This window comes from Catellatospora sp. NPDC049609 (genome assembly GCF_040675365.1).
Taxonomy (GTDB): Bacteria; Actinomycetota; Actinomycetes; order Mycobacteriales; family Micromonosporaceae; genus Catellatospora.
On record NZ_JBFAOU010000124.1, the window covers coordinates 1 to 23,598 of the forward strand.

Below are 23,598 nucleotides of genomic sequence, written 5' to 3' on the forward strand. Positions count from 1 at the left end.
GCGGGACCGTCGGCTCGACGGTCCCGCGGCGGCAGGGTTCACGGACGCTGCGCGGGGGACTCGGTCTTCGCGGGGTCCCGCTCGGTGACCGGCTCGACGATCTCGTCGATCGCCTTCATCAGGTCGGCGTCGAGCTTCACGCCCGAGGCCTTGACGTTGTCCTTGACCTGCTCGGGCCGCGAGGCGCCGATGATGGCCGACGACACGTTCTGGTTCTGCAGCACCCACGCGATGGCGAGCTGCCCCATCGTCAGCCCGGCCTGGTCGGCCAGCGGCTTGAGCTGCTGCACCCGGGTCAGCACGTCCTCGGCGAGCCAGCGCGCGATGAAGCCGGCGCCGGACTTCTCGTCGGTGGCCCGCGAACCGGCCGGCGGCGGCTGGCCCGGCAGGTACTTGCCGGTCAGCACACCCTGCGCCATCGGCGACCACACGATCTGGCCGACACCCAGCTCCTCGGAGGTGGGGACCACCTCGGCCTCGATGACCCGCCACAGCATCGAGTACTGCGGCTGGTTCGACACCAGCGGGATGCGCAGCTCCTTGGCCAGCGCGTGGGCGGCGCGGATCTCCGACGCCTTCCACTCCGAGACGCCGATGTAGTGCGCCTTGCCGGCGTGCACGACGTCGGCGAAGGCGGACATCGTCTCCTCGAGCGGCGTCGCGTAGTCGTAGCGGTGCGCCTGGTACAGGTCGACGTAGTCGGTCTGCAGGCGGCGCAGCGAGCCGTCGATCGACTCCATGATGTGCTTGCGGGACAGGCCCCGGTCGTTGCGTCCCGGGCCGGTCGGCCAGTAGACCTTCGTGAAGATCTCCAGGCCCGCGCGGCGCTCGCCCTTCAGCGCGCGGCCGAGCACCTCCTCGGCGCGGGTGCCGGCGTACACGTCGGCGGTGTCGAAGGTGGTGATCCCGCTGTCGAGGGCGGCCCGTACGCACGCGGTGGCGGCGTCCTCCTCGACCTGCGAGCCGTGGGTGATCCAGTTTCCGTACGAGATCTCGCTGACGAGCATCCCGGAACGGCCCAAATGCCGAAACTCCATGCCCACGACCCTATGCCGGACGGTGGCGGCCCGGCACAGGAGGGGGTTGAATCTTCTACAACACGGGTTTGGTGTCGGCGAGCAGGCGGTCCAGCTCCTCCATGACGACCTGGCGGCTGGGCAGCTCGGGGTCGATGAAGGGGCGGCCCTTGCGGTCCAGCGCGCCCCAGCGGCCGGTCGGCCCGGCGATGAGGAACGCCACCGGGTGGATGACCAGGGCGGGGTGCACGGGCGGCACCACCACGGCGCCGGTGCGGTCCACCACGCCCTTGCGGCCGCCCGCGTCCACGATGGCCAGACCCTCGTCGGAGAAGCCGTCGACGTAGCGGCCGTCGGTGAGCGCGGTGGCGAACCCGGTGAACTGGAACGGCACCACGGCCCGGCCCTGCTTGTCGACCGCGCCCCAGCCGCCCCGGCGCACGGCGGCCAGGCCGCGGCGGAACGGGCGTACGTCGTCGAAGCCGGTGGAGATGACCACCCGGCCCTGCTTGTCGATGGCGACCCAGGCGCCCGCGCCGTCGCGCGACACCCAGGCCAGCCCGTCGGAGAACGAGCCGACGCCGAGCCAGCCGGCCCGGCCGTCGATGAGCCGGTTGCCCGCCTCGTCGATCAGCTCCCAGGTCTCCATCTCCGGGCGGCGGACCCACGCGGCGCCGTCGCGGAACGGCTGCACGTCGGCGAAGGCCGGGGCGATCACGGTCCGGCCGTCCGCGCCCGCGAAGCCCCAGCACTGCACGCGCTCGTCGAAGCGCGGCACCGGCGGCTTGCTGACCTGCAGGATCTCATCGGAGCTGCGCGGGTACGGGCCCATGCCGTTCTCGGCGATCTTCATCGAGACGGCGTCGAGCGCCATCTCGGTGCGCGCGATCAGCTCCGGGTCCTCGACCTTGCGCAGTTCCAGGGCCTTCTCGAAGTGGTTGAACGCCTCCATGTAGCGGCCCTGGTCCAGGCAGGACCGGCCGGCGTGCTCGTGCATGGTGGCGCGCAGCCGGTCGGGCAGCTCGCTGGAGTTGGCCTCGGCGAACAGCTTGTCGGCCTCGGCGAAGTCGCCGCGCCACTGCAGCACGTGCGCCAGGCGGGCCTTGGCCAGCGCGATCCGGCGCAGCTCGCCGGTCGCCTCGGCGTGCACCAGCGCCATCTTGCCGTCCGACAGCGCCTTGGTCAGGTCGCCGAGGATGCGCGAGACCACCGCGCGCAGGCTGAGCAGCCGCGCCCGGGTCGGGTTGTCGGTGGCCGGGGTGAGCTTCTCGGTGAGCCGGTCGCGGATCTCCCGCAGCTCGTCCGGGTTGTCCACCAGCTCGCGCAGCGTCTCGTGGTGGAAGCGCCACTGGTACGACGCGAGCACCTGCTCCGGGTCCGGACCGCTCTCGGCGGGGGGCTCGGGCTCGGCCGCCGCCAGCGCCGCGGCGGCGTCGCCGGTGACGGTGGGCGTGGCCGGGGCGGGCGCGGCCGCGTCGGCAGAGGCGCCGGGTGCGGTGCCCGGGCGGACCAGCGGGTGCAGCATCGTCGGCGCGGCCAGGGCGGTGGCGGCGCCGGCCGCGCTCGCGGCGACCGGCAGCACGGTGTCCGGGCTGGCCACGGCGGGCGTGGTCGGGGCGGCCGGGGAGACCGGGTTGACCGACACGGGCGCGGCGGAGACGGGCGCGGGCGACACGGGAGCCGTCGCGGCGGCCGGCTCGGCCGAGACCGGGGCGGCTGCGGCCGCCTCGCCGGACACCGGGGCGTCCTCGGTGACGGCGGGCATGGTGCCGGTGTCGGCGCTGGAGTGCCGTCCGCGCCGGGACGCCGCCTGCGCCGGGGCGCCCGCGGCGGCGTCCTGCGCCACGGGCGCGGCGGCCGGGGCGGAGAGGGGCTGCGCGGGTGCGGCGGCCGGGGCGGATGCCGCGGGCTGCGCGGGTGCGGCGGACTGCGCCGGGGAGGTCGGGGCGTCCTGGACCGGCGCGGCGGGCGCGGCCACGGCGGCCTGCACCGGCTGGGGGCCGGCCTGCGCGGGCTGTCCGGGAACCTGCTGACCGGCGCCCTGCTGACCGGGCTGGCCCGGGACCTGCTGGCCGGAGCCGTGGCCCGGGTGCTGGCCCGGGGCCTGGCCGTACGGCGGCTGGCCGGGCATGCCCGGGTGGCCCTGCTGCGGCACGCCGGGCTGGCCCTGGGGCTGGCCGTAGACGTGGCCCGGCTGCGGGCGCTGGCCCTGGGGCGGCCCGTACGGCGGCTGGCCCTGCGGCGGGCCGTAGTGCGGCTGGCCCTGGGGGCCGGGCTGGCCCTGCGGGCCGGGCTGACCGGGGCGGCCGTAGACCTGGCCCTGCTGCGGGCGCTGGCCCTGCTGCGGGCCGGGTCCCTGCTGGGGGCCGTGGCCCTGCTGCGGGTGGCGTCCCTGCTGGGGCGGGCCGTACGGCCCCGGGCCCTGCTGCGGGTGCGGCTGGTTGGGGCCGCCGTAGACCTGCCCCTGCTGCGGGCCGTTCGGGCGGTACTGCGGGCCGGGCTGGGGCGGCATGGGGCCGGGGCGGCCGCCACGCTGCGCGCCGGGCGCGTTCGGGTCCCAGTTGCCCTGCTGCGGCGGGCGCTGCCCGTTGGCGGGCGGGAACGGGCCGGGCGGCGGCCCCTGGCCCGCGTGCGGCTGGCCGTACTGCTGCGGCCCGCCGGGGTGCGGCTGGCCGGGACCGTACTGGCCGGGCTGCTGCTGGCCCTGCGGCGGCTGCTGGGCGCCCTGCTGCGGCGTGCCCTGCTGGGGCTGGTTCTCGGGGTTGTCCGACGGGGGGCGCTGGCCGGGAACGCGCGACCAGGGCGACGTTGGCGTACCGGCCCAGGCCGGCGTGCCGCGGTGCCGCTCGTCGGTGCGCTCGTCGCTCACGCCCCACCTCGCCTGGTCCAGGTCAGTCAAATGACACAAAATGCATCGCGAACCGGAATGCCACGAAGGTATCGTCACCCGGCCCGAAAAAAGATGCGGTTGCGAGTGGAGGGTACGGGGTGGGCTTCATCACCGCCACTGCGGATCGGCTCACAATCCGAAACTTCACCGAGACGGCGCGGCTGATCCGGACGTTGGGCGCGGCAGGTTTCCGGAGATTCTCGACATATCGCCAGGCCACGGTGGCCGCCACCGTCACCAACTCGATGTTCGGCTTCCTGCGCACCTACGTGATGCTGGCCGTGGCCGGCTCCGCCGCGGCGCTCGGCACGCAGGCCGCCGGCTACGACGCGCCCCGGCTGGTCACCTACGTGTGGGCGGGGCAGGGCCTGATCGGCGTGGTGCTGCTCTGGGGCTGGACCGACCTGGCCGACCGCATCCGCTCCGGCGACGTGGTGACCGACCTGCTGCGCCCGGTGCACCCGGTGCTCGGCTACCTGCTGCCCGATCTCGGCCGGGCGGCGTACGCGCTGCTCACCCGGTTCACCGTGCCGATCGCGGTGGGCGCGCTCGCGTTCGACATGTACTGGCCGCAGCGCGCCGCCACCTACCCGATGTTCGCGGTGTCCGTGGTGCTCGCCACGCTGGTCTGCTTCGCCGGGCGGTTCCTGGTCAACGCCGCCGCGTACTGGCTGCTGGACAGCCGGGGCGTGCTGGTGGCCTGGGCGGTCTGCTCAGGCGTGCTCGGCGGGCTGTACTTCCCGATCCGGTTCCTGCCGGAGTGGGCCGCGACCGCGCTCTACCTGGGCACGCCGTTCCCGTCACTGCTCCAGGTGCCGCTGGACGTGCTGGTCGAGCGGGACGCGGCGGCCGGGCAGCTCGGCCTGCTCGCGCTCCAGGCGTGCTGGGCGGCGGTGCTGCTGGCGGCCTGCGTCGCGGTGCAGCGGCGGGCCGAGCGGCGGCTGGTGGTGCAGGGTGGCTGAGGCGGCGGCGCCCGCCGTCGACGAGCCGCACCCGTCGCGCCCGCCGGATGAGACGGACCTGCCGGCGGCGGCCGCCGAGGCGCCCGCGTCGACCTTCGCGATCTATCGCGCCCTGGCCCGCGCGCAGGTGCGGGCACAGGCGTCGTACCGGGTGAGCTTCGCCCTCGACCTGGTCTCCAACGTGGTCTTCCTGGGCGCGGACCTGCTGACCGTGCTGGTCGTCTTCCAGCAGGTGCCGGTGCTCGCCGGATTCTCCCTGGCCGAGGCGCTGCTGGTGTTCGGGCTCTCCTCGCTCGCGTTCTCGCTGGCCGACCTGGCCGTCGGCAACATCGAACGGATGAAGCACTACGTGCGCACCGGCCTGCTGGACGCGGTCCTGATCCGCCCGCTGGGCGTGCTGTCGCAGCTCGTCGTGCTGGACATCGGCCTGCGCCGGCTCGGCCGGGTGGCCACCGGCGTCGCCATGCTGGCCTTCGCCGCAAACCGGGCCGGTGTCCAGGCCACGCCGGCCAACCTGCTGCTGCTGGTGATCGCGCCGCTGGCCGGGGCGGTCTTCTTCGGTGCGGTCTTCGTCGCCACCGCCACCGTGGCGTTCTGGTGGGTCGAGTCCGGGGAGCTGAGCGCCGCGCTGACCTACGGCGGGCGCGACTTCACCGCGTACCCGATGACCATCTACGGCGGCTGGTTCCGGCACCTGCTCGCGTTCGGGCTCGGGTTCGGGCTTGTGGCCTACTACCCGGCGCTGATCCTGCTCGACCGGCCCGACCCGATCGGCGGCCCGTGGTGGCTGGGCTGGTGCGGCCCCGTGTTGGCCCTGGCCGCCGCGGGCGTGGCCACCCTGGTCTGGCGCACCGGCGTACGCCACTACCGCAGCACCGGCTCGTGAGGGGAATCGCGTGAACGTCATCGAGGTCGAGGGGCTGCGCAAGGAGTTCAGCGTGCGGGTGCGCCGCGGGCTGCTGCGCCGGGAGCGGCGCACCGTCGCCGCGGTCGACGGGGTGGACCTGGCCGTGCGGCGCGGCGAGCTGCTGGGCTACCTGGGGCCGAACGGGGCGGGCAAGTCGACGACGCTGAAGATGCTCACCGGCGTGCTGCACCCGTCGGCGGGACGGGTGTCGGTGTGCGGGCTGACCCCGGTGCCGCAGCGCCTGCAGCTGGCCCGGCGCATCGGCGTGGTGTTCGGGCAGCGCTCGCAGCTGTGGTGGGACCTGCCCCTGCGCGACTCGTACGAGCTGCTGCGCCACATCTACCGGGTGCCCGGCGCCGAGCACGCGGCGCGGCTGCGGCGCTGCCGCGACCTGCTCGACCTCGACCCGTTCCTGGACACCCCGGTGCGCCAGCTCTCGCTCGGCCAGCGCATGCGCGGCGAGCTCACCGCGGCGCTGCTGCACGGCCCGGAGATCCTGTTCCTGGACGAGCCGACCATCGGCCTGGACGTGGTGAGCAAGCAGGCCGTCCGCGGCTTCCTGGCCGAGCTGGGCGAGCGCGGCGACACCACGATCGTGCTGACCACGCACGACCTGGCCGACATCGAGCGGCTGTGCCGGCGCATCGTCGTCATCGACCACGGCCGCGTCGTGCACGACGGCGGCATCGACGCGCTGCACGCCCGCTACGGCTCGCAGCGCCGGGTGACCGTGGACTTCGACACCCCGCCCGCGGCGGTGCCGCAGCTGCCCGGCGTACACCTCGAAGGGCGGACCGGCCCGCGACTGGTCTTCACCCTCGACGGCACCGCCTCGGTCGGGGCCCTGGTCTCGGCGCTGAGCGCGCAGGGCGGCCTGCGCGACCTGTCCGTCGCCGAACCCGAGATCGAAGAGGTCATCGCCCGCCTCTACCGCGCCGAGCGGTAGGGCAGGGCACTGTGCGCTCGCCGACACCGGCTACCGGAACCGATCTTGGCTGGTTACACTCGGGGCTGCACAGGGCCGCAAGGGGCACGCTGGTTGGGTGGGACGGCGCGCGTGAAACCGCCGTACCTGGAGTATCCCCATGGCCGCCCGTGCCTCCTACCGTGAACTCGTCCGGCTGACCGGACCCTGGTTCCTCGTTCTCGCCTTCCTCGCCCGGCTGCCCGCTGCCATGGGCCCGCTCGGCGTGATCACCCTCGTCGTCTCCGCCACCGGCTCGTACGGCACCGGCGGCCTCGCCGCCGCCGCGTTCGGCGTGGGAGCCGCGCTCGGCGGACCCGTCGTCGGCACGCTCGCCGACCGCTTCGGCCAGCGCGTGGTCGGCCTGGTCAGCGCGGTCGTGGACGCGCTCGCGTACGCGGCGCTGGTCGGTGCGGTGCTCGGCGGTATGCAGGCCGCGGTGCTGCCGCTCGCCGCGCTCGCCGGGTTCGCCATGCCGCAGGTCGGGCCGCTGGTCCGGGTGCGCTGGGCGGTGCTGCTCGGCGACCGCGGCCAGCAGCGGCGCCTGCCCACCGCGATGGCGTACGAGGGCGCCGCCGACGAGGCCTCCTTCCTGGCCGGTCCGGCGCTGGTGGGCGTACTGGCCCTGTCCGGCTGGGCGGGCGCGCCGCTGCTGCTCGCCGCCCTGCTGACGGTGCTCGCCACGATCCCGTTCGCGCTGCATCGCACCGCCCCGCCCGTGCTGCGCGCGCCCCGCGGGGGCGGCCGCCGTGCGAGCCTGGCCGGGGCGCGCCCGAACGACCGGCTACCGCAGTCCGCCGCCGGGGACACGCGTATCGCCGGGCAGGCTCGTACCGCCGGGGACACGCGGACCGCCGTGCGCGGCGCGACCGCGGTCGCCCGCTTCCCGCTCGCCCGGGTGGCGGTGCTGGTCGCGGCGATGTCGGTGATCGGCGTCGTGTTCGGCGCCACGCAGACCGGGGTGACCGCCTTCGCCGACTCCATCGGCTCGGCGGGCTCCGCGGGCCTGATCTACGCCGTGCTCGGCGTCGGCAGCGCGCTCGCCGGGCTCGCCGTGGCCTGGCTGCCGGAGTCGCTCGGCCCGGTCAGCCGGTACGTCTGGTCGGCCGCCGCGCTGGTCGCGGGCACCGCCGCACTGCTGCTCGCGCACTCCACGGCCACCGCCCTGGGCGCCGTGGTCGTGCTCGGCGTGACCGCCGCGCCGTACCTGATCTCCGGGTACGCCCTGGCCGGGCGGCTGTCCCCGCCCCGGCACGCGGGCATGGTGATGACCCTGCTGGCCAGCGGCGTGGTCGGGGGCGTGTCGCTGGGCGCGGCCGTGGCGGGCCGCCTGGCCGACGCGTACGGCTACCGGGGCGCGTTCGCCGTCCCGCTCGCCGCCGCGCTGGCCGGCCTCGTGCTCGCCCTGCTCGTCGCCCCCCGCCTGCGCCGCGCTGCCCGCGCCGAGGCCGCCCGCCCGGCGGCCCCCGAGCCCCGCCACCCCGCTCTCACCTCCGCCTGACCCCTTGATCATCCGGATGCCCGGCGCCGGGATATCGTGGTCGGTAATCTGCGAAACGGCTTGAGGTGATTACCGAAGTGCGGGACGGACGCGACGCGGCGCTGTGACGCGACGCGGCGGCCATCGGTGCCGCCACCGGCGTCATCGGGCTGTCCTTCGGTGCGATCGCGGTGGCGTCCGGGCTGCCCGCGTGGGCGCCGCTGCTCATGTCCGTGCTGGTGTTCGCGGGCGGCTCGCAGTTCCTCGCGGTGGCGCTGATGACCGGCAACCCGTTCGCCGCGGTGCTCGGCGGCATGCTGATCAACGCCCGGCACCTGCCGTTCGGGCTGGCGCTGGGCGGCGCGCTCGGCACGAGCCGGTTCGCCAGGTTCGCCGGCGCCCACGTCGTGATCGACGAGAGCACCGCGTTCGCGCTGGCCGAGCCGGATCCGGCGCGGCGCGGCCGCACCTTCTGGGCGGTGGGCGTCGCCATCTTCGTCACCTGGAACATCGGCACGGTCATCGGCGTGCTGCTGGGCGGCGCCGTGGGCGACCCGGCGGCGTACGGCCTGGACGCCGCGTTCCCGGCGGGCCTGCTGGCGCTGCTGCTGCCCTCGCTGCGCGACCGGGCCACCCGGGCGGCCGCGCTCGCCGGCTCGCTCATCGCCGTGGTCGCCACGCCGCTGCTGCCCGCCGGTCTGCCGGTGCTGGCGGCGCTGCTCGGCGTCGTCGCCGCGGTGCTGCTGCCGACGCCCGCCCCGGCCGGCGAGAAGGCCGACGACGTGGTGCAGGGCGGGCGGCCCGCATGACGATCCTGCTGGTGATCCTCGCCCTGGCGGCCGGCACCTACGCCACCCGGCTGGCCGGGGTGCTGCTGCACGACCGCCTGGTGCTGCCCGAGCGGCTGCGGCACCTGCTGCCGATCGCCGCCACGACCCTGCTCGCGGCGCTGGTCGCCACGGCTGTCTTCACCGAGGCCGGGCGGCTGGCCGTCGGCGTGGCCCGCCCGCTGGGCGTGCTCGCGGGTGCCGTGCTGGCCTGGCGCAGGGCTCCGTTCGTGGTGGTCGTGGTGGCCGCGGCGGGCACCGCTGCGCTGCTGCGCCTGGCCGGCCTTCCGTGACAGCGGAAAAGAGCCGGGACCGCCGCTTCTCAGCGGCGATCCCGGCTCCGGTGGTGCAGACGTACTAGGCCTTGGTGGGGACGACGGGGTCGCCGAACTTCACCTGCGGCTGCGGCATGCGCATGCGGCGGAAGGTGATCGCGCGCATCACGGCGTACAGGTACAGCGAGCCCATCCGCTGCGTGGTCTTGGGGTAGTTCTCCTTGATCAGCTTCTTGATCTTCCGGCAGATGAGGAAGCTGTCCACGATCACGGCCAGCGCCAGCAGCAGCCAGATGACGTTCGCGGCGACCTGGATGCGCGGCTCGCGGATCTGGATCAGGAAGAAGATCAGGAACGCGCCACCGAAGAACCAGGTGCCGACGGTACGCCGGGAGTCGACGTAGTCGCGCACCAGCCGCCGCTCCGGTCCCTTGTCGCGGGGGAGCAGGAAGCGCTCGTCGCCCGCCTTCATCCCGGCCATGGCCTCGGCGCGCTCGGACCGGTTCTTCTCACGGGCGCGCTTGAGCGCCTCGCGGCGGTTCGCCGGCGGCGGCTCGGCCTTGCGGCGCTGCGCCTCCGTGCGCTTCGGGGTCGCCTTGCCCTTGCTGGGCGTGTAGGAGCGCGACGCGCGCACGATCTCCGACGCCTCGGTCTCGTCGACCTGGGGCTCGGCAGGGGCGTCAGTGGACTTTCGGGAGAACAACGGCACGCAGCAAGGGTAGCCGACCGCGCGCCCCGCCTGCCGCCCACGCCGCAACCCGCTGTGACCAGCGTCTCCAGCCCTGCGCCCGGTCCCCGCCCCCCGAATAGACGTTGGCCTATCTGGATGAAGTCGATCTCGAAAACTTCATCCAGATAGGCCAACGTCTATAGCGGGCCGGGCGGGCCGGGCGGGCCGGGCGGGCCGGGCCGGGCGGGGCGGGGCGGGGGGCCGGTCAGTGGCGGTCGCGAGCGCCGGCCACCGCGACCTGGCCCAGGCTGATGCCGCCGTCGTTCGGGGGCACCTGGCTGTGGGTGAGCACCTGGAATCCCGTCGCGTGCAGCCGGTCCACCGTGCGGGACAGCAGCAGCGTGTTCTGGAAGACGCCGCCCGACAGCGCGACCGTGTCCAGGCCGTGCCGCTCGCGTACCAGCACGCAGGCGTTGACGACCAGGTCGGCCAGCCCGGCGTGGAAGCGCGCCGCGACCACCGGCACCGGCACCCCGTCGAGCCGGTCGGCGACCACGGCCCGCACCAGGTCGGCGCCCCGCAGCGCCAGCACCGGATCCTCGCCGACCCGCGCCGCGTACCCGGTGACGTCGCCGCGCTCGGCGACCTGCTCCAGCTCCACCGCGGCCTGGCCCTCGTAGGTGACCTCGTCGCGCAGGTCCAGCAGTGCCGCCACCGCGTCGAACAGCCGCCCCGCGCTGGACGTCAGCGGTGCGTTGACGCCGCGCCGGGCCGCCTCGCGCACCGGCCGCCACCGCTGCGCCTGCCGCGCCACCAGCGGCAGCACCGGCAGGTCACCGCCCAGCCGGTCCAGGTAGGACACGGCCATCCGCCACGGCTCGCGCACCGCCGCCGCCCCGCCGGGCATCGGCACCGCTTCGAGATGACCGACGCGGGCGTACGCCGCCAGGTCCGCCACCAGGATCTCGCCGCCCCACAGCGTGCCGTCGTCGCCGTACCCGAGGCCGTCGAAGGCGACCCCGATCACGGCCTGCTGCACCCCGTGCTCGGCCAGGCAGGACGCGATGTGGGCGTGGTGGTGCTGCACCCCGACCGCCTCCACCCCGTCGCGCTCCAGCGCGTACGCCGTCGACAGGTAGTCCGGATGCAGGTCGTGCGCGACGAGCTCGGGCGTGATCCCGAGCAGCCGCTCCAGGTGCGCGATCCCGTCGGTGTACGACCCGTGCGTGCGGGCGTTCGCCAGGTCGCCGATGTGGTGCGACAGCGTCGCGTACGCGCCCCGGGCCAGGCAGAACGTGTTCTTCAGCGCCGCGCCGCAGCCGAGCACCGGACGCCGCAGCGCCCATGGCAGGCGCAGCGGGCGCGGCACGTACCCGCGCGAGCGGCGCAGCAGCATCGGCGCGCCGCGCACCACCCGGGCCACCGAGTCGTCGGTGCGCAGGTGGATCGGGCGGTCGTGGGTCAGCGCCACGTCGGCGATGCCCGCCAGCCGCGCCAGCGCGTCGTCGTCGGCGTACGCGATCGGCTCGTCGGACAGGTTGCCGCTGGTCATCACCAGCGGCCGCACGACGGTGCCGAGCAGCAGCTGGTGCAGCGGCGTGTACGGCAGCATCACGCCCAGCTCGCGGCAGCCTGGCGCGACGGCCTCGGCGATCCGGTGCGCGGGGTGCCGGGTGCGCCGCGGCAGCAGCACGATGGGCCGGGCAGGATGCCGCAGCAGCCGCGCCGCGGCGGGCTCCACCTCGGCGATCCCCGCCGCCTCCGCCGCGTCGGCCACCATCAGCGCGAACGGCTTGTCCTCGCGGTGCTTGGCGGCCCGCAGCCGCGCCGCCGCGTCGGGGTGCGTCGCGTCCACCGCCAGGTGGTAGCCGCCCAGCCCCTTGACCGCCACGATCGCGCCGCCGCGCAGCAGCCGCGCCGTCGCCGCGACCGGGTCGGCGCCCTCGCCGAGCAGCGCCCGGCCGTCCATGCCGACCAGGCGCAGCGTCGGTCCGCACGCCGGGCAGCACACCGGCTGCGCGTGGAAGCGGCGGTCGGTCGGGTCGGCGTACTCCTTCGCGCAGTCCTCGCACATCGCGAAGCCGGCCATGGTCGTGTTCGGGCGGTCGTACGGGACGTCGCGCACGATGGTGAACCGGGGGCCACAGTGGGTGCAGTTGGTGAACGCGTACCCCTGCCGCCGGCCGCCCCCGCCCGTCGTCTCGGCCAGGCACGCCGCGCAGGTCGCGGCGTCCGGGGCCACCTGCGCGGCGGGCGGGCCGGACGCGTCGCTGGCCACGATCACGAAGCCCGGCTCGCCGGTGACCGGCAGCGGCAGCGCGGTCAGCGAGTCGATCACCGCCAGCGGCGGGCGTTCCAGGTCGAGCGCCGCCAGGAACGCGTCCAGCGCCGCGCGCGGCCCCTCGGCCTCGATGAACACGCCCTCGGTGTCGTTGCCGACGTGCCCGTGCAGGTGCAGCCGCTGCGCGAGCGTGTAGACGAACGGCCGGAACCCGACGCCCTGCACGATTCCGGCGACGCGGACCGACAGCCGCTCGCGGGAGGTTTCGTCAGAAATCACCCCGTATGCCATGGCTCATTCTGCGGCCTGCGCCCCGAAAACCGGCGGACGCGCCCGGCCCGGTCCGCCTACAGTTCGCGGATGCCGCGCCCGCTGCTCTTCCTCGACGTCGACGGACCCCTCAACCCCTACGCCGCCAAGCCCTCCCGGCGCCCCGAGGGGTATCTCACCCACCGCATGGCGGTGGCCTCCGAGAGCGGGTACGACGCCCACGGTCGCCGCCGCAAGCCGCTGCGCGTCTGGCTCAACGCGGCGCACGGTCCGCGCCTGCTCGCGCTGCCGTACGACCTGGTCTGGGCGACCACCTGGGCAGACGAGGCCAACGAGTGGATCGCGCCGGTGCTCGGCCTGCCGGAGCTGCCGGTCGTGGCGTGGCCGCAGTCGTGCCAGGCCGGTCAAGACAGGCTGCACTGGAAGACGCGAGCGCTCGTCGACTGGGCGGACGGGCGCGACTTCGCCTGGGTCGACGACGAGCTCACCGACACCGACGCCGCCTGGATCGGCGCGCACCATCCCGGGCGCGCCCTGCCGTACCGCGTGGACCCGCGCCACGGCCTGCGTGACGACGACTTCGCCGCGCTGACCGCCTGGGGCGGGGTGCGCTCCGCCGGCGATGGGGCGGCGGGCTCGGCGGGCGGGGCATGATCGCGGTCACGTGTCAGAAAGCAGGGTGTGACTGCAGGTTCTGACCTCAAACAGCAATCTTGGAGCCGCGACGGGCCGGTGCGCCCCGGCGACGCGATCACCGTCGAGCTGCCCGCCGCGCGGCACCTGCCGCTCGAACGGGTCTGGGGCGTCAGGCGAAGCGTTCCACGGTCACCGGGAGCAGGCCGCAGGCCCGTGCCTCCTGGCGCAGCTCGTACAGCGCGGCGGGCACCGGGTCGGCGGGACCGTCGTGCAGGCGCACCGTGACGTCCACGGCCCAGCCCAGGCCGGCGCCGATGCGGCGCAGCTCCCAGGCCAGATCGTGCCGGCCGGCCGTGCCCTGCGTACGCCCCACGACGCGGCCCAGCGGGTCGAGGGCGGCGTCGACCGGGCGCAGCTGCCAGGCGGCGCACAGCTCGGCAAGGCCGGGCGGGTCGGCCTCGCCCGCGAGCAGGATCCGGTAGACCCGGCTGCCCGGCTCGGGGCCGTCGAACAGCGACAGCGGGGCCGAGTTCGGCAGCCGCCGGTGGTCCAGGAAGTTCAGGCGCAGCACCGCCTCCTCGTCGAGCACACCCCCACCGAGCATCCGGTACGCCGTCTCGGCGCCCTCGCGGTGCACCGGGCGCAGCCGGCCGCGCAGGTCGGGGTCGGCGCGCAGGGCCGCGCCGAAGTCGGCGGAGCTCCACCACCCGCCGGTGTCGACGGTCCAGCCGGCCGTGTCGAGTCCGCTCGCGGTGCCGTCCTCGCGCACCGAGAACTCCTCGACGACCAGGCCTTCGGGGCGGCCGTCGGACGGGCGCAGCAGCAGGTAGTAGTCGAGTGGCACGGTGGTGTGCAGGGGAAGGGTCACGGACCGATGATGCTCCCCGGGCAGCCCCGGCGCGTTCGCGACGCGCCGCGCGGTCCGGCCCCGGCGCGCTGACGGGCGTTTCGGTGCGTTCGGCGGCGTGAGGGGGCGCAGTCGTCCTGGGCATCCAGGGGCAACGGCGGGCGGCAACCGAGGGTGTCCGGTCGGCTGCGGGCGGCAGCCGAGAGTGTCCGGTCGGCGGCGGGCGGCCTCCGACGGAGGTACGCGACAGCGTCCGGTAGGCAGCGGGCAGCAGTGTCCGGGTCAGTGGCGGGCGACGCGTTCCAGGCGGACCTCGGCCAGGGCGCGGGCGTCGTAGGTGTTCTCCCGGTTCTCGGCGAAGTCGGCCAGGCGGCTGAGCACCTCCACGTTGCGGCCGTGCAGGGCCAGGTCGTTGACCTTGGTGCGCATCCAGCGCAGCGGCCCCTGGACGAAGTCCTCGACCAGGATGATCCGCGTGCGTGCGGGGTCGACGCGGACCAGGGTGAACGCGACCACCGCCTCGCCCAGTGGCCACATCCTGGCCCGCATCACCAGCCGGTGGGGCGGACTGCAGTCCACCACGTACGTCATGTCGGCCTTCGCCAGCGGCCACGGGCCCACCTTGTGGTGCAGCCGGCTGCCGACCGACGGCCAGTTGGAGTCGACGTCTCTGATGTGCGCGGTGCCGACGACCCAGTCGGCGTAGGTCCACCCGTCGGAGAGCACCGCGAAGACCCGCTCCACGGACGCCTCGACGACCCGTTCGGTTCGTGCCATGGCGCACTCGTACCCGAGGAAGTGATGAATTATGCATTTCGCCCCTATCGGTCAGCGCTGTCCGTCGAGATCCACCGACTTGCCAGGCAACTGGGGGAATCACTTCTCAAGATTCGCCCAGGTGCCTGGCAACTCGGGCGATCTTGGTGCGGGTGAGGGCGGGCGGAGAGGTTAGCGGGGCGGGGGAGCGGGTAGTCGGTCGGCGTCAGCAACCAGTCCGAAAGGAGGAGGAATCATGACCGCGATGAACCCGATCCCCTGGGACCCGTGGAGCTACAAGGAGGACCTCGACTACAAGACGACGGACGACGGCGGAGACCGCTCGATCGTCGGCTTCCACGTCGAGGCCACCGACGGTGGTATCGGCAAGATCGATGAGGCGACCGGCTCTGTCGGTTCCAGCTACATCGTCGTCGACACCGGCCCGTGGATCTTCGGCAGCAAGGTGATGCTCCCCGCGGGGGTCGTGAACAACATCGACTTCCTCGAGGAGAAGGTGTACGTCAACCGCACCAAGGCCGAGATCAAGGACGCTCCGGAGTACGACCCGGACCGTCGAGACGACTCCCTGTACCGGGACCAGGTCGGCACGTACTACGCCGACCGTCAGCCTCGGTGACGCACTGAGAGAGTGGGGCCCCGGCATTCGTGCCGGGGCCCCACTCATATGTGCTCCGGATCGGATCGGCGGGCCCTGCGAATGGCCGTCGCAAATGGATTCGCAAAGACGTTTGAAAGGCGTTGGGCGCGGGCAGGCGAATACCAACGACATGAAAGGAAGGGACACCGTGGAAATCACCGGTATCTTCACCGCCATCATCATCGGTCTGGTCATCGGTGTGCTCGGTCGGCTGGTCCTGCCGGGCCGGCAGTCCATCGCCCTGTGGCTGACCATCGTCATCGGCGTCGCCGCGGCCCTGCTGGGCACGTTCGTGGCGGACGCGTTCGACGTGGCGAGCACGGGTGGCGTCGACTGGCTGGAGCTGCTCTTCCAGATCGGGTTCGCGGCGCTCGGCGTCGCGCTGGTTGCGCCGATCGCCTCCCGGTCGAGCGTCGACTGAGACAGGCTCTGATGGGGCCGGGCATCCGCCCGGCCCCATCGCGCTGTCCGGGGCCGGCCCCGCGACGGTGAATGGCGCGGGCGGGGGTCAGGCAGGGGCGGGTGAGCGGGGCAGCTGCGCGGTGACGAAGGCGCGGACGAGCTCGTGCCAATGTCCCGCACGGCGGAGCATGCCGTGGCCGTCGCCGACCACCTCGTGGTAGGTGACGTTCGCGCCGGCCCGCCCGGCCGCGTCGGCGTACCGGCGGGAGGCGTGCGGGTCGGTGATCCGGTCGCGGTCGCCGTGGGCGATGAGCACGGTGCGCCCGGCGAGCTGGTCGACCGGATCGCCGGCCTCGATCCACGGCGCGAGCGCGCACACCGCGACGACCTGCGGCGCGCCCGCGCCCCACAGCGCGGTGCGGCCGCCCATCGAGTGCCCGACGAGGATCACGGGGACGCCGGGGTGGCGCCGGGCCGCCTCGTCCAGCGCCCACTCCAGGTCGCGGACCGGGTCGGCGGCGCCGCCGTTCCAGCCGCGATACCGGTACCGCAGGATCCAGATCGCGGTGTCGGCGGGCGGTTTCCGCAGGAAAGGCATCATGCGCAGGTACGCCGGGCGGCCCCGGTGCGCCCGGCCGCGTCCGTCGGCGGCCCCGCCGTGCAGCACGATCACCACGGTCCGTGGCCGGTCTGCGGCGTTGCGCACCTGCAGTGCCGCCCTGCGCATGTCTACTCCTTGTGTCGCCTGTGTGGTCGCCGCCGCCCTGCCGCCCGAAGCGGATCGGGGCGAAGCGGGGGACACCCAGTGTGCCTCGGTGGGAGAATCAACGCAGGGAACGACGCAATGAGGTGCTGGTGCCGTCGCGGTGGGCGCCATCAGCACGACCTCCCACATGATCGCGGGACGTGATCACACGTCCCGCGATCATGGTCGTACCACTATTTGTGCAGGCCACATCGCATGAGTCCGAGCGGCCCGATCTCCACCCGCCGAGAGTGCGCGCAAATTCCCAGGTCAGCGGCGTGGGAAAGATCCGAGACCGGTTCCGGGCGGCTCACGTCCAGCGGCGGATGTACTCGCCGTCGGGGTCGAACCGCTCCGTCTGGCGCTGGGGGCTGAACCGCCGGTACGGCTTGGTGTCCGTGCCGGTCCCGGCGACCCACTGCCAGTTGCCGTTGTTGTTGGCGACGTCGGCGTCCAGCAGCAGCCGGGCGAACCATGCCGCGCCCGCGCGCCAGTCCAGCCCGAGCGTCTTGGTCAGGTACGACGCCGTGATCAGCCGGGCCCGGTTGTGCATCCAGCCTTCTGCGGCCAGCTGCCGCATCCCCGCGTCCACGATGGGCACCCCGGTCGCGCCGGCCTGCCACGCCTGCAGCGCCACCGGGTCGTCCTTCCACTGCTCGTCCGCGTTCGGCCGGTACGCCTGCAAGCCGAGGTTGGGGAACGCGGCCAGCAGCTGCTGGTAGAAGTCCCGCCAGCACAGCTGCCGCAGGTACGCGTCGGGCAGCCCGCCGGTGGTGGCCAGCGCCAGCGGGGACAGGCAGCCGAAGTGCAGGTACGGGCTGAGCCGGGAGGTGGCGTCGCCGGGCATGTCGTCGTGCCGGTCCGGGTAGGCGGCGGCCTGCGGCAGCCACGCCTTCAGCCGGCGGCGGGCCTCGCTCTCGCCGCCGGGCATCGGGCTCGGCGACTCGCTCTTCGCGTCCCCGAGGACCGTGCCCGGATCGTCGCCGGTCAGCCCGTCCGGCAGCAGGATCTTCCGCGGGGTGGCCACGGTGGCCCGCCAGCGGTGCGCCTGCCAGGCCCGCCAGTACGGCGTGAACACCTTGTAGTGGTCGCCGCCGGTCGACGGGGTGACCTCGCCGGCCGGGACCACGGTGACCCCGGCGAACAGCTTGAGGGCGAGGCGCTCGCGGCCGCAGGCACGGGCGAGCCGCTCCTGGCGGCGCAGCGCGTACGCGGACACGTCGGCGGTCAGCGCGACGCCCTCGGCCCCCACCGCGCGGGCCAGCCGGATGGTCTCGGCGACCGGGTCGCCGGAGCGCACCAGCAGGTCGCCGCCGCGCGAGCGCAGGGCGTCGCGCAGGTCGCGCAGGCTCTCCAGCAGGAAGCGGCGCCGGTTGTCCGGGACGTCCAGCGCCGGGTCGGCGACGAACAGCGGCACCACGCGCTCGGCGTTGGCGCACGCGGCCGCGAGCGCGGGCTGGTCGTGGACGCGCAGGTCTCGGGTGAGCAGCAGCACGACAGTCTTCATGGTCATCACCAGGGCAGATAACGATGCAGCAATCAACGCAACTCTACCCTGCGGTACGCTCTCGGCGTGGCAGACGAGGACGAAGGTCTGAGCGCGGGCGCCGTGGCGCGGCGGCTCGGCATCGCCGTGACCACGCTGCGCACCTGGCACCAGCGCTACGGCCTGGGGCCCAGTGGGCACGACCCCGGCCACCACCGCCGCTACGACACCGACGACCTGCGCCGGCTGGAGACCATGCGGCGGCTCACCGCCCAGGGCGTGCCCGCCGCCGAGGCCGCCCGCATCGCCCGCTCCGCCACCGACGACGGCATCGCCCAGCTCGCCGAGGAGCGCCCGGCGGCCCGCGACGGCGGCGGCAACACCGTGGCCGTCGGCCGCGCCGGGGCGCAGGCCCGCGGCCTGGCGCGGGCAGCGATGCGGCTGGACGCGCTGACCGTACGCCACCTGGTGCACGACGCCGTCGCCGAGCACGGCGTCGCCGCCGCCTGGCAGGACCTGCTGGTGCCCGTGCTCGCCGGGATCGGCACCCGGCACGCCGCCACCCAGCGGCTGGTCGACGTCGAGCACCTGGTGTCGCGCTGCGTCAGCGAGGTCCTCGGCGCGGTGCCCCGCCCCGCGCCCGGCACGCCGGTGCCGGTGCTGCTGGCCTGCGCCGACGAGGAGCAGCACAGCCTGCCGCTGGAGGCGCTGGCCGCCGCGCTGGCCGAACGCGGGGTCGCCGCGCGGCTGCTCGGCGCCCGGGTGCCCCCGCGCGCGCTGTTCGACGCGGTGCGGCGTACCGGACCGGCGATCGTGGTGCTCTGGTCGCACATGCCGCACACCGCCGACGTGGCCAGCCTGCGCGAACTGCTCGCGATGCCGCACCGGCCGCCGGTGGTCGCCGCCGCCGGCCCCGGCTGGCCCGACGAGCTGCCCGAGGGCGTGCTCACGCCCAAGTCCCTGGAATCCGCACTGACGCTGGCCACCGCGGTCAGCGAAGCGGGCTGACCGGCCTCCTGCCTGCTGCCGCGCCCGCAGCCGCCTGGGCGCCGCGCCTGGGCGGCATGTTCGCGCCGATGACCTCGGGGGGTGGGTTTCGTCGGCGGGGACGATGATCCCGTGATCCGCACGGCCGTACGGTTCTGCTGCGACGGCCGGTTCCGGGGCGATGAACCCGTGCTTACGGTGGAGACGGCAGCGGTGCACGGCCGGCGCGGAGGAGAGTGGGTCGACGTGACGGAGCAGATCACCGCGGACGCGGTCGTGGAGGCGCAGGCCCTGGCCGACGCGGCGGCGCGGCGGCTGGACGTGCGCATGCGGGACCTGGCCACCGTGGCCGAGCAGCACGAGGCGGCCGACCTGCTGTGCCGGGTGTGGCGGGCGGACTCGCCCGACCAGCTCATCAACGGCGGGATGCTGCGCGCGCTGGAGCACTCGGGCAACTACGTCGTCGGCGCGTACCGCGACGAGGTCCTGATCGGCGCGGCGGTCGCCTTCTTCGGCGAGGGGCACCTGCACTCGCACATCGCCGGAGTGGACCCGGCCCGGCAGAGCGGCGGCGTCGGCTTCGCCCTCAAGCAGCACCAGCGGGCCTGGGCCCTGGCCCGGGGTATCGGCGAGGTGTGCTGGACGTTCGACCCGCTGGTGCGCCGCAACGCCCACGTCAACCTGCACAAGCTCGGTGCGACGGCGGCCGACTACCTGCCGGACTTCTACGGCGAGATGAACGACGGCATCAACACCGGTGAGGCGACCGACCGCATCTACATCCGCTGGGAGCTGCTGTCGCCCGCCGCGCGCGCCGCCGCCCGGGGCGAGACCACCGAGGTCGACCCGGCGGTGTGGGCCGCGGCGGCCGAGCTGCTCGGCCGCACCGAGCACGACGCGCCCCGCAAGCCCGCGCCCGCGCCGCCGCTGGACGGGCGGCCGCTGCTGGTGGCGGTGCCCGCCGACGTGGAGCGGCTGCGGATCAGCGACCGGGAGACGGCGCGGGCCTGGCGGCACGCGGTGCGCGACGCGATCTGCGGCGCGCTGGAGGCCGGCTACCGGATCACCGGGATGAGCCGCGACGGTTGGTACGTGTTGGAGGTCAAGTCATGAAGGTGACCGGGTTCGAGCTGCGCCGGATCGCGATGCCGCTGGTCAGTCCGTTCCGGACCTCGTTCGGGGTGGAGCACGAGCGCGACGTGCTGCTGGTGCGCGCGGTCACCGAGGACGGGGCCGAGGGCTGGGGCGAGTGCGTGGCCATGTCCGAGCCGCTGTACTCCAGCGAGTACGTCGACGCGGCCGCCGAGGTGGTGCGCCGGTTCCTGATCCCGGCGGTGCTGAGCCTGCCCGACGCCGACCCGTACCAGGTCGAGGTGCCGTTCGCGAAGATCAAGGGGCACCCGATGGCGAAGGCCGCGGTGCAGACCGCGCTGCTCGACGCCCGGCTGCGCGAGGCCGGCATGCCGCTGGCGGCGCACCTGGGCGCGGTGCGCGACCGGGTGCCCGCGGGCGTCTCGGTCGGCATCATGGACTCGGTTCCGCAGCTGCTCGACGCCGTCGAGCGCTACCTCGCCGAGGGCTACCTGCGGATCAAGCTGAAGATCGAGCCCGGCTGGGACGTCGAGCCGGTCCGCGCGGTCCGCGAGCGCTTCGGCGACATCCTGCTCCAGGTCGACGCGAACACCGCGTACACCCTCTCCGACGCCCGGCACCTGGCCAAGCTGGACCCGTTCGACCTGCTGCTGATGGAGCAGCCGCTGCCCGAGGACGACATCCGCGGCCACGCCGAGCTCGCCAGGCAGGTCCGCACCCCGATCTGCCTCGACGAGTCGATCACCAGTGCCCGCGCCGCCGCCGACGCCATCGCGCTCGGCGCGACCTCGGTCGTCAACATCAAGCCCGGCCGGGTCGGCGGCTACCTGGAGGCCCGCCGTGTCCACGACGTCTGCGCCGCCAACGGCGTGCCCGTCTGGGTCGGCGGCATGCTGGAGACCGGCCTCGGCCGCGCCGCCAACGTCGCGCTCGCCGCCCTGCCCAACTGCGTGCTCCCCGGCGACACCTCCGCCTCGGACCGCTACTTCAGCCGCGACATCACCGCCCCCTTCGTCCTCGCCGCCGGCCACCTGCCCGTCCCCACCGCCCCCGGCATCGGCGTCGACCCCGACCCCGCCACCCTCACCGAAGTCACCACCTCCACCGAGTGGATCGCCCGCTAGGAAAGGAAGGGCACCTTCTTATCGCTTTCCGTAGCGGAAGGTGCCCTTCTTAACGCTGCCTGAACGTGGCGCGCCCTAGGGTGTGCTGATCGAGGCGCCGGCGGCCTGAACAGGAGAAGAAGCGAATGCATGAGCTGGTACTGCGTGGCGGCACCGTCATCGACGGCCTGGGCGGACCGGCGGTCGTCGCGGATGTGGCGATCACCGGGGAGCGGGTGACGGCGGTCGGCGCGGACCTGGGCCCGGCCCGCCGCGAGCTGGACGCGACCGGCCTGGTCGTGGCGCCCGGTTTCATCGACCCGCACAGCCACTCCGACATGGTGCCGCTGATGGCCGACCCGCAGCCGTTCAAGCTGCTGCAGGGCGTCACCACGGAGATCGTCGGCAACTGCGGGTTCTCGTTCGCGCCGCTGGACGACGCGTCGATCGAGGCGGCGGGGCCGCTGTTCGCCGAGATCGCCGGGCCGGTGCCGGTGACGCCGCTCGACTTCGCCGGCTACCTGGCCGCCGTCGCCGCCGCCCGGCCGACCAACCACATCGCCGCCCTGGTCGGGCACAACACGCTGCGCGTACAGGCCAACGGCATGGACGAGGCGCTGCGCCCCGGCGCGCTGGAGCTGATGTGCCGGCTGGCCGACGAGGCGTTCGCGGCGGGCGCGGTCGGCCTGTCCAGCGGCCTGATCTACCCGCCCGGCAGCTACGGCGACACCGACGAGCTGGTCGCCCTGGCCCGGGTCGCGCACCGGTGGCACCGGCCGTACACCACGCACCTGCGCAACGAGGACGACCGGCTGGCCGAGGCCCTCGACGAGGCGATCGCCATCGCGACGCGGGCGCGCGTGCGCCTGCAGGTCTCGCACTGCAAGGTCGCCGGGAAGGCCAACCACGGCGGCGCGAAGATGCTGCTGTCGAAGCTGCACGACGCCCGCCTGGCCGGGGTGGACGTCCGCGGCGACGTCTACCCCTACCGCGCGGGCGGCACCTTCCTCAACGCGCTGCTGCCCGCCTCCGCGCAGATCGGCGGCACGGCGGCGCTGCGGGCGCGGCTGGCCGACCCGGCCGCGCGGGCCGCACTGCGGGCACAGGCCGAGGACCTGACCCAGCCCAACGGCTTCTGGGCCCGGGTGACCCCGGCCGACGTGCTCGTCACCACGCACCTGGCCCGGCCGGACGCGATCGGGCGCACGCTGGCCGAGTCGGTGGGCGACCGCGACGCCTTCGACGTGCTGTGCGAGCTGCTGCTCGCCGACCCCGGCGCGGGCATGGTGATCACCATGATGGCCGAGGAGGACGTCGAGACGATCATGGCCGACCCGCTGGTCGGCATCGGCTCGGACAACGGCCCGCCGGTCGGCCTGCAGCATCCGCGCACCTGGGGCTGCTTCCCGCGGGTGCTGGGGGAGTACGTCCGCGAGCGCGGCCTGCTCACCCTGCCCGAGGCGGTACGCAAGATGACCTCGGCGATCGCCGACCAGTTCGGCCTGGCCGGGCGCGGGTTCGTGGGCGTCGGCGCGGTCGCCGACCTGGTGGTGTTCGACCCGGCGACGATCGGCCACGACGGCACGTACGCGGTCCCCGACGTGCGCCCGGTCGGCGTCGCGCACGTGCTGCTGGCGGGTCGTCCGGTGGTCGTCGGCGGCGAGTTCACCGGCGAGCGCCACGGCCGGGTGCTGCGCGGCTGACTCCGAAACCGCGCCGCCACCAGGCCCACCGGTTGCGGGCGGCGCGCGTCGCCGCGGCTGTGGGTGCCGGGGGTCAAGAAGGGCACCTTCTTCTACATATGGCGTTAAGAAGGTGCCCTTCCTTTCTGGAGGGTTGCTGAGAAAGCCTGCTGGGTCGGGCCTTGTGATCAGTAGTAGTCGATGCGATGCTTCATCTACTCGTGTGGAGCCTCACGCGGATCGGGCGGCCGAGGGCATCCGGTTTCCGGACGGCGCCTGACTGGCCGCTGCATGGCCGTCGCCACCTCGTCGTCGTTCTCGGCCCGTACCCGGGACAAGCGGCCGGCACCCGCTCCCATGAGGAGAGCTCATGAGTATCCGCACGTTAAGGCGTCGTGCTGCGCTGTGCGCGGTCGGCGCCATGGTCGTGGTATCCGGGGCGGCCATCGCCACCCCCGCCCACGCCGCCGTGTCCTGCCAGGTCACCTATACGAAGGCGTGGGACAACGGCAGCGGCTTCGGCGCCAACATCACCATCACCAACACCGGCGACCCGCTGACCAACTGGTCGCTGACCTGGACCTGGCCCGGCAACCAGGGCAACATCCAGGGCTGGTCGGCCAACTACAGCCAGTCGGGCCAGAACGTCACCGCGACGA

At 74.2% G+C, this 23,598-nt stretch carries 22 protein-coding genes; 14 read left to right on the forward strand and 8 right to left on the reverse strand.

Going from position 1 to position 23,598, the window contains the following annotated elements:
• Positions 1 to 38: 38 nt before the first annotated feature.
• Complete coding sequence (locus AB0J67_RS27785) at positions 39 to 1,037, reverse strand: aldo/keto reductase family protein (RefSeq protein WP_363486408.1); 999 nt, start codon at positions 1,035 to 1,037, stop codon at positions 39 to 41.
• 55 nt (positions 1,038 to 1,092) lie between these two features.
• Complete coding sequence (locus AB0J67_RS27790; protein ID WP_363486409.1) at positions 1,093 to 3,885, reverse strand: WG repeat-containing protein; 2,793 nt, start codon at positions 3,883 to 3,885, stop codon at positions 1,093 to 1,095.
• Positions 3,886 to 4,127: 242 nt separating this feature from the next.
• On the opposite strand from AB0J67_RS27790, the gene AB0J67_RS27795 reads away from it, so the two are divergent.
• The 6 genes from AB0J67_RS27795 to AB0J67_RS27820 all read left to right on the forward strand — a co-directional run bounded on the left by AB0J67_RS27795 (position 4,128) and on the right by AB0J67_RS27820 (position 9,339).
• On the forward strand, positions 4,128 to 4,868 hold the full coding sequence (locus AB0J67_RS27795; protein ID WP_363486410.1) for an ABC-2 family transporter protein: 741 nt from the start codon (positions 4,128 to 4,130) through the stop codon (positions 4,866 to 4,868).
• Positions 4,861 to 5,754 carry an ABC-2 family transporter protein gene (locus AB0J67_RS27800; RefSeq protein ID WP_363486411.1) on the forward strand — a complete coding sequence of 298 codons (894 nt, stop codon included), beginning with the start codon at positions 4,861 to 4,863 and terminating at the stop codon, positions 5,752 to 5,754. The genes AB0J67_RS27795 and AB0J67_RS27800 overlap by 8 nt, the downstream gene beginning before the upstream one ends.
• 10 nt (positions 5,755 to 5,764) lie before the next feature.
• Complete coding sequence (locus AB0J67_RS27805; RefSeq protein WP_363486412.1) at positions 5,765 to 6,721, forward strand: ATP-binding cassette domain-containing protein; 957 nt, start codon at positions 5,765 to 5,767, stop codon at positions 6,719 to 6,721.
• 139 nt (positions 6,722 to 6,860) lie between these two features.
• Positions 6,861 to 8,240, forward strand: coding sequence for an MFS transporter (locus AB0J67_RS27810; protein ID WP_363486413.1), 1,380 nt, complete (start codon positions 6,861 to 6,863; stop codon positions 8,238 to 8,240).
• A 122-nt stretch (positions 8,241 to 8,362) separates the two neighbouring features.
• Positions 8,363 to 9,028 (forward strand): AzlC family ABC transporter permease, encoded by a 666-nt coding sequence (locus AB0J67_RS27815; RefSeq protein WP_363486433.1) that lies wholly within the window; start codon positions 8,363 to 8,365, stop codon positions 9,026 to 9,028.
• The gene (locus AB0J67_RS27820) at positions 9,025 to 9,339 is read left to right on the forward strand and encodes an AzlD domain-containing protein (RefSeq protein WP_363486414.1); all 315 of its coding nucleotides are present in this window, start codon (positions 9,025 to 9,027) and stop codon (positions 9,337 to 9,339) included. The genes AB0J67_RS27815 and AB0J67_RS27820 overlap by 4 nt, the downstream gene beginning before the upstream one ends.
• A gap of 64 nt (positions 9,340 to 9,403) precedes the next feature.
• On the opposite strand, the gene AB0J67_RS27825 is transcribed toward AB0J67_RS27820, so the two are convergent.
• Positions 9,404 to 10,030, reverse strand: a complete 627-nt coding sequence (locus tag AB0J67_RS27825) for a DUF3043 domain-containing protein (RefSeq protein ID WP_363486415.1) — start codon at positions 10,028 to 10,030, stop codon at positions 9,404 to 9,406.
• A gap of 226 nt (positions 10,031 to 10,256) precedes the next feature.
• Complete coding sequence (hypF, locus tag AB0J67_RS27830; RefSeq protein ID WP_363486417.1) at positions 10,257 to 12,551, reverse strand: carbamoyltransferase HypF; 2,295 nt, start codon at positions 12,549 to 12,551, stop codon at positions 10,257 to 10,259.
• Positions 12,552 to 12,632: 81 nt separating this feature from the next.
• Between hypF and AB0J67_RS27835 the strand changes: the two genes are divergently transcribed.
• The gene (locus AB0J67_RS27835) at positions 12,633 to 13,196 is read left to right on the forward strand and encodes an HAD domain-containing protein (RefSeq protein WP_363486418.1); all 564 of its coding nucleotides are present in this window, start codon (positions 12,633 to 12,635) and stop codon (positions 13,194 to 13,196) included.
• A gap of 151 nt (positions 13,197 to 13,347) precedes the next feature.
• Here AB0J67_RS27835 and AB0J67_RS27840 read toward each other — a convergent pair whose 3' ends face one another.
• Complete coding sequence (locus tag AB0J67_RS27840; RefSeq protein WP_363486420.1) at positions 13,348 to 14,046, reverse strand: hypothetical protein; 699 nt, start codon at positions 14,044 to 14,046, stop codon at positions 13,348 to 13,350.
• 261 nt (positions 14,047 to 14,307) lie between these two features.
• Entirely contained in the window at positions 14,308 to 14,802 is a 495-nt protein-coding gene (locus tag AB0J67_RS27845) for an SRPBCC family protein (protein ID WP_363486421.1), read from the reverse strand.
• A 235-nt stretch (positions 14,803 to 15,037) separates the two neighbouring features.
• On the opposite strand from AB0J67_RS27845, the gene AB0J67_RS27850 reads away from it, so the two are divergent.
• Positions 15,038 to 15,421: a PRC-barrel domain containing protein gene (locus tag AB0J67_RS27850; RefSeq protein WP_363486422.1), complete on the forward strand. Its 384-nt coding sequence runs from the start codon at positions 15,038 to 15,040 to the stop codon at positions 15,419 to 15,421.
• A gap of 169 nt (positions 15,422 to 15,590) precedes the next feature.
• Positions 15,591 to 15,863 carry a GlsB/YeaQ/YmgE family stress response membrane protein gene (locus tag AB0J67_RS27855; RefSeq protein ID WP_363486423.1) on the forward strand — a complete coding sequence of 91 codons (273 nt, stop codon included), beginning with the start codon at positions 15,591 to 15,593 and terminating at the stop codon, positions 15,861 to 15,863.
• An 87-nt stretch (positions 15,864 to 15,950) separates the two neighbouring features.
• On the opposite strand, the gene AB0J67_RS27860 is transcribed toward AB0J67_RS27855, so the two are convergent.
• Positions 15,951 to 16,571 carry an alpha/beta fold hydrolase gene (locus tag AB0J67_RS27860; protein WP_363486424.1) on the reverse strand — a complete coding sequence of 207 codons (621 nt, stop codon included), beginning with the start codon at positions 16,569 to 16,571 and terminating at the stop codon, positions 15,951 to 15,953.
• Positions 16,572 to 16,899: 328 nt separating this feature from the next.
• On the reverse strand, positions 16,900 to 18,102 hold the full coding sequence (locus AB0J67_RS27865) for a deoxyribodipyrimidine photo-lyase (protein WP_363486425.1): 1,203 nt from the start codon (positions 18,100 to 18,102) through the stop codon (positions 16,900 to 16,902).
• A gap of 60 nt (positions 18,103 to 18,162) precedes the next feature.
• On the opposite strand from AB0J67_RS27865, the gene AB0J67_RS27870 reads away from it, so the two are divergent.
• From AB0J67_RS27870 to AB0J67_RS27890, 5 genes are all read left to right on the forward strand, one after another.
• Positions 18,163 to 19,083, forward strand: a complete 921-nt coding sequence (locus AB0J67_RS27870; RefSeq protein WP_363486426.1) for a MerR family transcriptional regulator — start codon at positions 18,163 to 18,165, stop codon at positions 19,081 to 19,083.
• 225 nt (positions 19,084 to 19,308) lie between these two features.
• The gene (locus tag AB0J67_RS27875) at positions 19,309 to 20,175 is read left to right on the forward strand and encodes a GNAT family N-acetyltransferase (protein WP_363486427.1); all 867 of its coding nucleotides are present in this window, start codon (positions 19,309 to 19,311) and stop codon (positions 20,173 to 20,175) included.
• The gene (gene menC, locus AB0J67_RS27880; RefSeq protein WP_363486428.1) at positions 20,172 to 21,278 is read left to right on the forward strand and encodes an o-succinylbenzoate synthase; all 1,107 of its coding nucleotides are present in this window, start codon (positions 20,172 to 20,174) and stop codon (positions 21,276 to 21,278) included. Before AB0J67_RS27875 ends, menC begins: the two co-directional genes overlap by 4 nt.
• A 125-nt stretch (positions 21,279 to 21,403) precedes the next feature.
• Positions 21,404 to 22,960, forward strand: coding sequence for a D-aminoacylase (locus AB0J67_RS27885; RefSeq protein ID WP_363486429.1), 1,557 nt, complete (start codon positions 21,404 to 21,406; stop codon positions 22,958 to 22,960).
• A gap of 349 nt (positions 22,961 to 23,309) precedes the next feature.
• The coding region (locus AB0J67_RS27890) for a cellulose binding domain-containing protein (RefSeq protein WP_363486431.1) at positions 23,310 to 23,598 on the forward strand (289 nt) is incomplete at its 3' end.